Source organism: Citrobacter sp. Ct235 (genome assembly GCF_030332305.1).
In the GTDB taxonomy this organism is placed as follows: domain Bacteria; phylum Pseudomonadota; class Gammaproteobacteria; order Enterobacterales; family Enterobacteriaceae; genus Citrobacter_A; species Citrobacter_A telavivensis.
Genome location: NZ_JAOWIC010000049.1, coordinates 696476 through 709183, shown reverse-complemented (window position 1 = coordinate 709183; position 12708 = coordinate 696476). Strand labels below are relative to the sequence as shown.

Below are 12708 nucleotides of genomic sequence, written 5' to 3'. Positions count from 1 at the left end.
CTCATTATTTGGTAATCACGGCGCTGAACAAAAAGTTGGACATACGTTCAATTTTCCGTAGGATCGACAAAGCTGGACGTGTGTCCAGTTTGTTTTCGTAGGGAGTTTTATGTTTCGTCAGTGGTTAACGTTAGTGATTATTGTGCTGGTCTACATTCCTGTTGCGATTGATGCAACGGTGCTGCACGTTGCCGCACCCACGCTGAGCATGACGCTGGGTGCCAGTGGCAACGAACTGTTGTGGATCATTGATATTTACTCGCTGGTGATGGCAGGGATGGTACTGCCGATGGGCGCGCTCGGCGATCGTATCGGCTTTAAACGCCTGCTGATCCTCGGCGGGGCGCTGTTCGGTCTTGCGTCACTGGCCGCCGCCTTTGCACATACTGCCAGTTGGCTTATTGCCACCCGTGCCATTCTGGCGATAGGCGCGGCGATGATCGTGCCAGCGACGCTGGCCGGGATCCGCGCCACCTTTTCGCAAGCGCGCCACCGCAACATGGCGCTTGGCGTCTGGGCGGCAGTGGGATCGGGCGGTGCGGCATTCGGCCCGCTGGTTGGCGGTATGCTGCTTGAGCACTTTTACTGGGGCTCCGTGTTCTTAATCAATGTGCCGATTGTACTGGTCGTGGTGGCACTTACCGCGCGCTATGTTCCGCGTCAGGCCGGACGCCGCGATCAGTCGTTGAATCTGGGACACGCCATTATGCTGATTGTCGCGATTCTGCTGCTGGTCTACAGCGCGAAGACGGCGCTTAAAGGGCATATCGCCACCGGCGTTATTGCGCTGGCGCTGGTGAGCGGCGCACTGCTGCTGGCGCAGTTTGTCCGCATTCAATTGGCGGCGAGTCGTCCCATGATTGATATGCGCCTGTTCACCCATCGTATCATTTTGAGCGGCGTGGTGATGGCAATGACGGCGATGATTACGCTGGTCGGTTTTGAGCTGCTAATGGCGCAGGAACTGCAGTTTGTTCATGGCTTAACGCCGTATCAGGCGGGATTATTTATGCTGCCGGTGATGCTCGCCAGTGGATTCAGCGGCCCGATTGCCGGGATGCTGGTGTCTCGGCTGGGGCTGCGGAAAGTCGCGACCGGCGGGATGGCGCTGAGCGCCCTGAGTTTCTATGGTCTGGCGGCAACGGACTTCAGTAGCCAGCAACTCCAGGCCTGGGTGTTAATGGCATTGCTCGGATTCAGCGCGGCCAGCGCCCTGTTGGCCTCAACGGCGGCGATCATGGCGGCGGCACCGGCAGAAAAAGCGGCGGCGGCCGGGGCTATCGAAACGATGGCCTATGAACTGGGCGCGGGGCTGGGGATTGCTATCTTTGGTCTGTTGCTCAGTCGCAGTTTCTCTGCGTCAATTGCGCTGCCTGACGGTCTGAACGCCGGGGAAATCGCACGCGCCTCTTCCTCAATGGGTGAAGCGGTACAACTGGCGCAGACGCTTCCTTCGGCAATGGCGGATACGGTTCTGCTGGCCGCGAAGCAGGCTTTTACCTGGTCGCATAGCGTGGCATTAAGCAGTGCCGGAAGCATGTTGATTCTGTTGGCGGTGGGCATGTGGTTCAGTCTGGCGAAGGCCGCACGCGAATAACTCAGTGGGTAAACTGACAGCGGTTATCCAGTTCTTCAACTTCCTTTCCGCTCAGGCGGGCGTATTGACCCGTGAGTCGCCAGAACGCGGGTTGCGTCTCGGTATAAATTTCGGCGGCAAGGATCAGACGGCGACGGTCGACCTCGTTAAATTCGAGCAACGTCCAGGGAATGAAATAGCGCTCGGTGTCGGTTAACTTGATCCACAGTGGGCAACCACAGCCGGAACAAAAATACCGTTCGCCGCGCGAAGACGATGCAAAGTAAGCGGGCCCGGGCGCATCGGGATCCATCACCGGTTGTCCACAGGCTTCCAGATACATAGCGATACCGCCAGACCATTTCTGGCATATCGTACAGTGGCAGGCATAGACGTCGAGGGATTCGACATCGACGGTGAAATGACTCTGCCCGCAGAGGCAACGTCCTGTATAGGTTTGCACGGCATTCTCCTTATGGCCGGTTTAACATCGGGGGGAAAAAAAGCCAGCCCATCGTGGGCTGGCTTTTTGTACAGCTCAATTCTAAAAATTAGAACTGATAGGTCAGGCCAACGGCAACGATGTCATCAGTGCCTACACCAGCAGCACGAGTAAAGTTGCTTTCGTCGATCAGGTTGATTTTGTAATCAACATAGGTAGACATGTTTTTGTTGAAGTAGTAGGTTGCGCCAACATCAACGTATTCAACCAGATCCTGATCGCCCCATGCACCCAGGTCTTTACCTTTGGATTTCAGGTAAGCCAGGGACGGACGCAGACCGAAGTCGAACTGGTACTGAGCAACCACTTCAAAGTTCTGAGTTTTGTTCGCGATATTGTCATCACCGAACGGGGTCATGTTGCGAGTTTCAGAGTAGGTGGTTGCCAGATAGATGTTGTTCGCATCATATTTCAGGCCAGCAGCCCATACTTCAGCGTTGTCACCAGAAGCTCTCAGGCTGTTGTTACCGTAGGCAACCTGGTCGTCAGTACGGTCAGATTTTGCATAAGCGGCGCTTGCTGCAAAGCCTTCGTACTCATAGCTGGTGGACAGACCGAAGCCGTCACCGTTCGCTTTAACTTCGTCGCCACGATCGTTTTTACCCTGATACTGCAGCGCAAAGTTCCAGCCTTCAACCAGACCGAAGAAGTCAGTGTTACGGTAGGTTGCAACGCCAGTTGTACGGGCAGTCATAAAGTTGTCAGTCTGGGTCCAGGTGTCACCACCGAACTCAGGCAGAACGTCGGTCCATGCGCCAACATCGTACGCCACACCGTAGTTACGGCCATAATCGAAAGAACCGAATTCAGCAAATTTCAGGCCAGCAAACGCCAGACGAGTTTTATTGCCTTTGTTGCCATTCGCTTCGTCGTTATTGCCTTTGAATTCATATTCCCACTGGCCGTAACCGGTCAGCTGATCGTTAATCTGCGTTTCGCCTTTGAAACCCAGACGAGCATAAGTTTTGTCGCCATCATCGCCGTCATTGTCGGAGAAGTAGTGCAGAGCGGTAACTTTACCGTACAGATCCAGTTTGTTGCCGTCTTTGTTGTACACTTCTGCCGCATTCACGACGCCTGCTGCCAACAGGCTAGTCACTGCCACTGCAACTAATTTAAGTTTCATTGTTAACAATCCTTATAATTTTCTTGGTGTGATTCCTGAACCATTGCCGAACGAATCGCTTCATCAATGGCAAACTATTTTTAAGGTACGCAGCAGTACCAATTCAATAATAAGTTTCATGGAATTGCAGATTATTTCTATTTGTGTGATCCAGATCGCCTTAAGTCAAATCTGAGGCGCGGAAATTCCTGGAAGTAACTCTCTATGCAATATTTCCGTAGGGGATTATATACGGGTTATCGGTTATTATATGAGTTAGTTACCAATGTGTATTATATACGCGTTAATAATTGTAAATCAGCGAAATCCTTTAATTATTTAGCTTCTTGTTAGCATAAATTTAACATAAGTATAAAGACTTAATATTCCTGTTGTAAGGAAATAAATAGACCTGAATCGGCTCAACAATAAAGGTATGGCAGAGCGATCGAAAAAAAGCGAATAAGAATTTTCTAACAATCAGTAAATATCCTAAGGAACGACAGTTGATTTATTGTCTCGCGAAGGATGAAGTCCGGGTCAGAAAAGGGGGCCGACCCGGTGAAAGCGTTATGCGCGGCGTGTGGCCCACCAGCAGAGCAGCGAACCAATGCAAACCATAATGGCGCCCTGCCAGAAGGAGAACGACAGCGGGGCGCTCAGCAGCACGGCTGCCAGCGCAGATGACAGCACCGGTGTGAAATACGATCCTACCGCCATGATGGTGACATTTCCGTGCAAAATCCCCACGTTCCAGGCGGCATAGGCAAAGCCCAGCGTCAGGGCGGCAGAGACGAGCTTAATCACCACAGGCGTACTGAACATCATTTCCGGCTGCGGCGTCAGAAAATAGTGGACCCACAAACTGAGTGCCGTCAGTAAAACAAAAACCGTAATGCCATTAAACCCCCGCGCGTATTTATTGGTCACGGTACAGTAGGTCGCCCAGATAAACGCGCCGAGAAAGGCGAGAAAGTAGCTCAACGGACTGCTGGTGATATTGCTGATAATCTCTCCAGGATTCAGACCATTTTCTCCACCCAGTACCCAACAGATACCGGTTATTGCGAGCAGGACGCCGGGAACGATTATCCAGGTGGTTTTTTGACCGTTAAACAGAATCGCGAATAACACCGTCAGACTTGGCCATAAATAATTGACCATACCGACCTCAATCGCCTGATGACGGGTAACGGCATAGCCCAACGATAACGCCAGACATATTTCATAACTGACAAACAGCACGCTACCGGCGATTAAATAACCAACAGGGAAACGACGGATATTGGGAAATCCCACGGTAAATATCAACAGCAGCCCACTTAATGAATAGATTGCCGCCGCACCACCAACTGGCCCAAGTCCCTCACTGACGCCACGAATCAGACCCACCATTGTGCTCCACAGCACAATGGCAATAAGTCCAATCAGCGTTGCTTTTTGTTTCGTCATTCTGTTTGCCGTTTTCCATGCCTTATCAAAAAAGAAGTTGAAATATATAGCACTTTTTTAGCGGAATTATCCAGGCGAATACTGAGGGGGCATTACCACCTTGGTGGTATATAAAACCGACAATTGGGACTATTTAGTAGCGGAACCGTTTCGTTATTGATTTGACTCAAAAAAAATACGGGTATTGCTGTTAGTTTCCTCGGCGACATGACAACTCTGGAAAAAGAGGGAAAGCAATGAACGTCAGCCGCAGAAAGTTTTTTAAAATCTGCGCGGGCGGTATGGCTGGAACAACGGTTGCTGCGTTGGGATTTACGCCCAAAATGGCACTGGCTCAATCGCGAAATTATAAGCTGTTGCGCGCGAAAGAGATCCGAAACACCTGCACATACTGTTCCGTAGGTTGCGGGCTATTAATGTATAGCCTGGGAGATGGAGCAAAAAACGCCAAAGAAGCGCTTTATCATATCGAAGGGGATCCGGATCATCCGGTGAGCCGTGGCGCATTGTGTCCGAAGGGTGCCGGTCTGCTGGATTACGTCCATAGCGAAAACCGCCTGCGTTACCCGGAATATCGCGCGCCAGGCTCCGATAAATGGCAGCGCATTAGCTGGGATGAGGCACTCACCCGCATTGCTAAACTGATGAAGGCTGACCGTGACGCCAACTTTATTGAGAAAAACGAACAGGGCGTAACGGTAAACCGCTGGCTTTCCACGGGGATGCTCTGTGCCTCCGCTGCCAGTAATGAAACCGGCATGCTGACGCAAAAATTTGTGCGCTCACTCGGCATGCTGGCAGTAGACAACCAGGCGCGCGTCTGACACGGACCAACGGTAGCAAGTCTTGCTCCAACATTTGGTCGCGGTGCGATGACCAACCACTGGGTTGATATCAAAAACGCGAACGTCGTGATGGTGATGGGCGGTAACGCCGCTGAAGCCCATCCAGTGGGATTCCGCTGGGCGATGGAAGCGAAGAACAACAATGACGCTACGCTGATTGTTGTCGATCCCCGTTTCACCCGTACCGCCTCGGTTGCCGATATTTATGCGCCGATTCGCTCTGGCACGGACATTACGTTCCTGTCCGGCGTGCTGCGGTATCTGATTGAAAATAACAAAATTAACGCCGAATACGTCAGGCATTACACCAACGCCAGCCTGCTGGTGCGGGATGATTTCACCTTTGACGACGGTTTATTCAGCGGTTATGACGCGAAAAAACGGCAGTACGACAAGTCGTCCTGGAACTACCAGTTCGATGAAAACGGCTATGCCAGACGCGATGAAACCCTGTCGCATCCGCGCTGCGTATGGAATCTGCTGAAACAGCACGTTTCCCGCTATACGCCGGAGGTGGTAGAGAACATCTGTGGGACGCCGAAAGCTGACTTCCTGAAAGTGTGTGACGTGCTGGCCTCCACCAGTGCGGCGGATCGTACCACGACATTCCTGTATGCGCTGGGCTGGACGCAACACACGGTCGGGGCGCAGAACATTCGCACGATGGCGATGATCCAACTGCTGCTCGGCAACATGGGGATGGCAGGCGGCGGCGTTAACGCCCTGCGCGGTCACTCCAACATTCAGGGCTTAACCGACTTAGGTCTGCTCTCTACCAGCCTGCCGGGTTATCTGACGCTGCCGTCAGAAAAACAGAGCGACTGGCAGACCTGGCTGAACGCCAACACGCCAAAGGCCACGCTGGCCGACCAGGTGAACTACTGGAGCAATTATCCGAAGTTTGCCGTCAGCCTGATGAAATCGTTCTACGGCGATGATGCGCGCAAAGAGAATGACTGGGGCTTTGACTGGTTGCCGAAATGGGATCAGGCGTACGACGTCATCAAATACTTCAACATGATGGATAGCGGGAAAGTCACCGGCTATATCTGTCAGGGCTTTAACCCGGTGGCGTCCTTTCCGGACAAAAACAAAGTGGTTCGCAGCCTGAGCAAGCTGAAGTACATGGTGGTTATCGATCCGCTGGTGACTGAAACCTCAACCTTCTGGCAGAACCACGGCGAGTCGAACGATGTTGACCCGGCGTCGATTCAAACCGAAGTATTCCGTCTGCCGTCCACCTGTTTTGCCGAAGAAGATGGTTCTATCGCCAACTCCGGACGCTGGCTGCAGTGGCACTGGAAAGGCCAGGATGCACCGGGTGAAGCGCGTAACGACGGCGAAATTCTGGCCGGGTTGTTCCATCGTCTGCGCGAGATGTATCGCACAGAGGGGGGTAAAGGCCTGGAACCGCTGCTGAAAATGCGCTGGGACTACAAACAGCCGGATCATCCAGAGTCAGAAGAGGTGGCGAAAGAGAACAACGGCTATGCGCTGGCCGATCTCTATGACGCCAACGGTGTTCTGATCGCGAAGAAAGGGCAACTGCTCACCAGCTTCGCACAACTGCGTGATGACGGATCGACCTCGTCTTCCTGCTGGATCTACACCGGTAGCTGGACGGAGAAGGGCAACCAGATGGCCAACCGCGATAACGCCGACCCGTCAGGGTTGGGCAATACGCTGGGTTGGGCATGGGCATGGCCGCTGAACCGTCGCGTGCTGTATAACCGCGCCTCAGCGGATATCAACGGTAAGCCGTGGGATGCGAAACGCATGCTGATCCAGTGGGACGGGGCGAAATGGACGGGTAATGATATCCCGGACTTCAACACCGCGCCTCCGGGCAGCGCAACCGGGCCGTTTATCATGCAGCCGGAAGGGCTGGGGCGTCTGTTTGCCCTTGATAAGCTGGCGGAGGGGCCGTTCCCGGAACACTACGAGCCGATGGAAACGCCGCTGGGAACCAACCCGCTGCATCCGAACGTCGTTTCCAGCCCGGTCGTGCGCATCTATGAAGATGACGTGCTGCGCCTTGGGAAGAAAGACGCGTTCCCGTATGTCGGAACGACCTATCGTCTGACCGAGCACTTCCACACCTGGACCAAGCACGCGCTGCTGAACGCCATCGCGCAGCCGGAACAGTTTGTGGAGATCAGCGAAACGCTGGCCGCCGCCAAAGGCATTGTCAATGGCGACTACGTGACGGTAACCAGCAAGCGCGGATTCATTCGCGCGGTTGCGGTGGTTACGCGTCGTCTGCGAACGCTGCACGTCAACGGTCAGCAGGTTGAAACCGTCGGGATCCCGCTGCACTGGGGTTTTGAAGGGGTTGCGCGTAAAGGCTATATCGCCAACACCCTGACGCCAAACGTCGGTGACGCAAACTCGCAAACGCCGGAGTACAAAGCGTTTTTAGTTAACATCGAGAAGGCGTAAGGGGGCGAGCATATGTCTTTGGAAACGCAGGACATCATCAAAAAGTCCGCAACGAACGCGATCACGCCGCCGCCGCAGGCGCGTGATTACAAAGCCGAGGTCGCCAAACTCATTGACGTCACCTCCTGCGTGGGCTGCAAAGCCTGCCAGGTGGCCTGTTCTGAGTGGAACGACATCCGCGATGACGTGGGGCATTGTGTCGGGGTGTATGACAACCCCGCCGATCTCAGCGCCAAGTCCTGGACGGTGATGCGTTTTAGCGAAACCGAGCAGAACGGCAAGCTGGAATGGCTGATTCGTAAAGACGGCTGTATGCACTGTGAAGATCCGGGCTGCCTGAAGGCGTGCCCGTCTGCCGGGGCAATCATCCAGTACGCCAACGGGATTGTCGATTTCCAGTCCGAACACTGCATTGGCTGCGGCTACTGCATCGCCGGGTGTCCGTTTAATATTCCGCGCCTCAATAAAGAGGATAACCGCGTCTATAAATGTACACTCTGCGTCGATCGCGTCAGCGTGGGTCAGGAACCGGCCTGTGTCAAAACCTGTCCGACCGGAGCGATTCATTTCGGCACCAAACAGGAGATGCTGGAAATGGGCGAGCAGCGCGTCGCAAAGCTGAAGGCTCGCGGTTACGAACATGCTGGCGTCTACAATCCGCAGGGCGTAGGCGGTACGCACGTGATGTATGTTCTGCATCACGCGAATCAGCCGGAGCTCTATCACGGTTTGCCGAACGAACCGAAAGTCGACACGTCTATCAATCTGTGGAAAGGGGCGCTGAAACCCCTGGCGGCGGCCGGATTTATCGCCACCTTTGCCGGGCTTATCTATCACTACATTGGTATTGGCCCGAACAAAGAAGTGGACGATGACGAGGAGGATCATCATGAGTAAGTCGAAAATGATTGTGCGCACGAAGTTCATCGACCGCGCCTGTCACTGGACGGTGGTGATTTGCTTCTTCCTGGTGGCGCTGTCGGGGATTTCGTTTTTCTTCCCGACGCTGCAATGGCTGACGCAAACCTTCGGCACACCGCAGATGGGACGTATTTTGCATCCGTTCTTTGGCGTGGCGATTTTTGTCGCGCTGATGTTCATGTTTGTTCGTTTCGTCCATCACAACATCCCGGATAAGAAAGACCTGCCGTGGCTGAAGAACATTGTTGAAGTGCTGAAAGGCAACGAACATAAAGTGGCGGATGTCGGCAAATATAACGCCGGACAAAAGATGATGTTCTGGTCGATCATGAGCATGATTTTTGTGCTGCTGGTGACCGGCGTGATCATCTGGCGTCCGTACTTCGCGCAATACTTCCCGATGCAGGTGGTGCGTTACAGCCTGCTGATCCACGCGGCGGCGGGGATCGTTCTGATTCACGCCATCCTCATCCATGTGTATATGGCATTCTGGGTGAAGGGATCGATTAAAGGGATGATTGAAGGGAAGGTGAGTCGCCGCTGGGCGAAGAAACACCACCCGCGCTGGTATCGTGACATCGAAAAGGCAGAAGCAAAAAAAGAGAGTGAAGAAGGGTTAAGCTAATTCTCTTTTTTTCAGATTAAAGGGGCGCTACACAAGTAGTGCCTTTTTTTTGCCATAAAAACGTCATGATCCTGACATCGACTAAACGTAACGTGTTGTCTTCACAAATAACCGAAGAGTTAACCGACAATGCATCTGGTCAAAAAATTAGTCGCGGTAAGCGTACTTCTTTGTGCGTCAGTTCAGGCGCAGAACATCCTCGATTTTCCACAACCGGAGAACAATCCGGAAGAGTTTAACGCCGTGACGGAAATTCCGGCCGGTGGGATCATTAAATACGAAACCGACGCTAAAACCGGATTCATCTTCGCGGACCGCTTCCAGTCGATGCCGGTCGCTTATCCGGCAAACTACGGCTCGCTGACCCAGTCACTGGCGGGCGACGGGGATCCGCTGGACGTGATTTTCTACACCCGCGCCCCGATGGCACCGGGAACGCTGATCAAGCTGCGCGCGATTGGCGTACTAAAGATGGTTGATGGCGGCGAGAAGGATGACAAAATTGTGGCGGTTCCCGCCAGCAAAATTGATCCTACGTATGACGACATCAAGGAACTGGCCGACCTGCCAAAAATTGAGGTTCAGCGCCTGGAATCGTTCTTCCGTGTCTATAAAGCGTTACCGGAAGGGCGTAAGAAAGTGGAGCTGAACGGCTTTAACGACGCGGCGACCGCGAAGCAGGAAATCAAACAGGCATGGGACGCCTGGAAAGCGAAAAATCCTCAGCAATAAGCGAATCTGCCGGACGGTGCGTTTGCCTGTCCGGCATGCAACGCCTTTACTGCGCGGCCAGCCGGCGCAGGCGGGAAACGTCGACGCTTTTTTGCGCCTGTGCCAGACTCCAGGTATTTTGCAGATTCAACCACATTTCCGGAGAACTGCCGATCACTACCGAGAGTTTGATCGCCATTTCCGGGGTCAGGGCCGCTTTACCCGTGAGTAACCGACTTGCCGTTGAGGGCGCAATCTCCATTGCTCGGGCAAATTCACGCAAGCTGACGTTCAGTTCGTCCAGCGCTTCCTGAATGATATCCCCGGGGCGGGGATGATTCGCCATTTTCATCAGTGATAATCCTCGTAATCCAGAATGTAGGCATCGCCATTGACGAATTCAAACGTCATACGCCAGTTGCCTGAAACCGAAATCGCCCAGACGCCATCGCGATCGCCGCTCAGGGGATGCAGTCGGTAACCGGGCATGTTGATATCGTTCACGCAGCCTGCGGCATCAATCACAGCAAGGCGGTGTCGTAAACGTCTGACGTGATTTGTCATCACACCTGACGTTTTGCCGTGAAGAAACAGGTCGCGTAATCCCTTGTGCCTGAAATTCATGATCATCCAGCTCACCTCGTTCCTTCAGGAGGAACAGTAGCATTATGTTCCGTGTGGCGCAACAACTTTCGCCGTCGTGTGCGTGATTGTCTGGCGAAATGAGCAAAGAGAAAAGGAGAGGGGATGAATACTGGAAAGCGCTACGCAAATTGCCCGGTAAACATCACGTTACCGGGCATTGAGGGTTAAAGACGTGCGGTGAGGTCGTCTATCTCTTTACGCCATTGAGCCTGTAACTGCGGCTTCTGGTGTCTGGGTTTACGGGCCAGATCCTCAGCCAGACGCTGCTCAAGCGCGAGCAGTTTTTCCAACAGGTCTTCCTCGTCAATGCGCTCCAGGGCAAGCGGACCGTCATCTTTCACATCAGCCGACGAAAGTTCCGCTGTGGTCTGCCGGATATGCGCATAGACGGCTTCCAGATCGTGCCATTCGCTCAGTTCACCGTCGTCAACAAACCAGAACCGATTACAGCTCTGGCTGATGAGTTGACGATCGTGACTGACCAGCAGCACGCCGCCCTCAAAGGTTTGTAGCGTCTGCGCCAGCGCTTCTTTGCCCTCCATATCCAGATGGTTAGTCGGTTCATCCAGCATGAGCAGGCTATAGCGCGCCAGCGACAGTCCGACGAACAGCAGGCGCGAACGCTCGCCGCCGCTTAATGTACTGACCGATTGCGAATGGCGAATCCACGGGAATCCCGCGCTTATCAGCGCCATTTTGCGGATGTCCGGTTGCGGGGCGAACGGTTCAAGGGCGTCAAACAACGACGCATCATCCGGCAGTTGATGCAGCGTCTGGTCGTAGTAGCCCAGTGAAACGCGAGGGTGAAGGCGCAGCGAATCTGACGTCTGTTCCGTCAGATAATGCTGCCAGATCAGTTTTAACAGCGAGGATTTACCGCAACCGTTACGCCCGACGATCGCCACCCGATCGCCGCACTTCAGGCGGATGCCTGCAATGGTAAACAACGTTGACGCGTCTGGGGCAGGCATGACCGACAGGTGCGATAATTCCAGCAGACGGTCTGCTCGTAGTGCGTCTCCGTGTAATGTTAGTGACCACTGACTTCCTGCCGTCAGATCCGTTTGCACCTCCTTCAGACGTAACACCTGCTTTTCCATTTGCTTCGCTTTGCGTGACAGATCTTCGTTGTCGTACACTCTCCCCCAGGTTGCCAGTCGTTTAGCGCTGGCGGTGACGCGGTCGATCTCTTTTTGTTCCGCCTTATGGCGTAACGCGTCGCTGGCATCGCGCTCAATCAGCGCCTGCCGGGCCGCGCTACAGGGCAACGCAAAGGTATGAAGGGTACGATCGCGCAGGATCCACGTGCCGTTTGTGATCGCATCCAGCAGGTGCGGATCGTGGGACACCACCACGAAACTGCCGGACCAGTTCTGTAAAAACTGTTCCAGCCACAGTAGCGTCGGCAAATCCAGGTGGTTGCCCGGTTCGTCAAGCAGCAGAAGGTCTGGTTGGCGCATCAGCGCGCGGGCCAGCAGCAGACGCGTATGCTGACCGCCGCTCAGGGTCTGCGCCGTCAGTTGTCGATCCAGGACACTGAAGCCCATCTGCGCGAGCAAGGTGTCGACCTGCCAGAGTTGACTGGGGCGTTCATGTTCAGGAAGTTGAGCCAACACGGCTTCCTGTAACGTCAGCGGCAGGATCTCATCAGGCAAATGTTGTTCAACACGGGCAAGATGGCAATGGTTCGCCAGCGCCAGGGTTCCGCCGGTCGGGGCAATCGAACCGTCGAGAATTTTAAGCAGTGTGCTTTTGCCGCAACCGTTGTAGCCGATAAGCCCAATGCGATCGCCTTTTTTCAGGGTAAACGTCAGATCGTCGAAAAGCGTGCCGAACGCCGTATCAACGTGCAGGGATTGTGCGGTTAGTAATGTGCTCATTGTTGCT

The 12708-nt window shown here is 53.9% G+C and carries 11 protein-coding genes; 5 read left to right on the top strand and 6 right to left on the bottom strand.

The window, feature by feature from the left end; genetic code table 11:
- Positions 1 to 109: 109 nt before the first annotated feature.
- On the top strand, positions 110 to 1597 hold the full coding sequence (locus OGY35_RS20470; RefSeq protein ID WP_286633288.1) for an MFS transporter: 1488 nt from the start codon (positions 110 to 112) through the stop codon (positions 1595 to 1597).
- 1 nt (position 1598) lies between these two features.
- Here the strand turns inward: OGY35_RS20470 and OGY35_RS20465 are convergent, their stop codons facing one another.
- From OGY35_RS20465 to yddG, 3 genes are all read right to left on the bottom strand, one after another.
- A complete protein-coding gene (locus tag OGY35_RS20465; RefSeq protein ID WP_152404653.1) occupies positions 1599 to 2039 on the bottom strand; it encodes a GFA family protein in 441 nt (146 codons plus the stop codon).
- An 88-nt stretch (positions 2040 to 2127) separates the two neighbouring features.
- The gene (gene ompC / locus OGY35_RS20460) at positions 2128 to 3204 is read right to left on the bottom strand and encodes a porin OmpC (protein WP_286633287.1); all 1077 of its coding nucleotides are present in this window, start codon (positions 3202 to 3204) and stop codon (positions 2128 to 2130) included.
- A 549-nt stretch (positions 3205 to 3753) separates the two neighbouring features.
- Positions 3754 to 4635: an aromatic amino acid efflux DMT transporter YddG gene (gene yddG / locus OGY35_RS20455; RefSeq protein WP_286633286.1), complete on the bottom strand. Its 882-nt coding sequence runs from the start codon at positions 4633 to 4635 to the stop codon at positions 3754 to 3756.
- A 236-nt stretch (positions 4636 to 4871) separates the two neighbouring features.
- Between yddG and fdnG the strand changes: the two genes are divergently transcribed.
- From fdnG to OGY35_RS20435, 4 genes are all read left to right on the top strand, one after another.
- Positions 4872 to 7919, top strand: a complete 3048-nt coding sequence (gene fdnG, locus OGY35_RS20450) for a formate dehydrogenase-N subunit alpha (protein ID WP_286633285.1) — start codon at positions 4872 to 4874, stop codon at positions 7917 to 7919.
- Between the two features lie 12 nt (positions 7920 to 7931).
- Positions 7932 to 8816 (top strand): formate dehydrogenase subunit beta, encoded by an 885-nt coding sequence (gene fdxH, locus OGY35_RS20445; protein WP_286633284.1) that lies wholly within the window; start codon positions 7932 to 7934, stop codon positions 8814 to 8816.
- Positions 8809 to 9465, top strand: coding sequence for a formate dehydrogenase-N subunit gamma (fdnI, locus tag OGY35_RS20440; protein ID WP_286633283.1), 657 nt, complete (start codon positions 8809 to 8811; stop codon positions 9463 to 9465). Before fdxH ends, fdnI begins: the two co-directional genes overlap by 8 nt.
- A gap of 129 nt (positions 9466 to 9594) precedes the next feature.
- Positions 9595 to 10197, top strand: a complete 603-nt coding sequence (locus OGY35_RS20435; RefSeq protein ID WP_286633282.1) for an inorganic diphosphatase — start codon at positions 9595 to 9597, stop codon at positions 10195 to 10197.
- A gap of 46 nt (positions 10198 to 10243) precedes the next feature.
- Here the strand turns inward: OGY35_RS20435 and OGY35_RS20430 are convergent, their stop codons facing one another.
- The 3 genes from OGY35_RS20430 to OGY35_RS20420 all read right to left on the bottom strand — a co-directional run bounded on the left by OGY35_RS20430 (position 10244) and on the right by OGY35_RS20420 (position 12701).
- On the bottom strand, positions 10244 to 10528 hold the full coding sequence (locus OGY35_RS20430; RefSeq protein ID WP_152404669.1) for a HigA family addiction module antitoxin: 285 nt from the start codon (positions 10526 to 10528) through the stop codon (positions 10244 to 10246).
- On the bottom strand, positions 10528 to 10806 hold the full coding sequence (locus OGY35_RS20425) for a type II toxin-antitoxin system RelE/ParE family toxin (protein WP_152406330.1): 279 nt from the start codon (positions 10804 to 10806) through the stop codon (positions 10528 to 10530). Before OGY35_RS20425 ends, OGY35_RS20430 begins: the two co-directional genes overlap by 1 nt.
- 179 nt (positions 10807 to 10985) lie before the next feature.
- Complete coding sequence (locus tag OGY35_RS20420; RefSeq protein WP_286633281.1) at positions 10986 to 12701, bottom strand: ABC-F family ATP-binding cassette domain-containing protein; 1716 nt, start codon at positions 12699 to 12701, stop codon at positions 10986 to 10988.
- Positions 12702 to 12708: the final 7 nt, after the last annotated feature.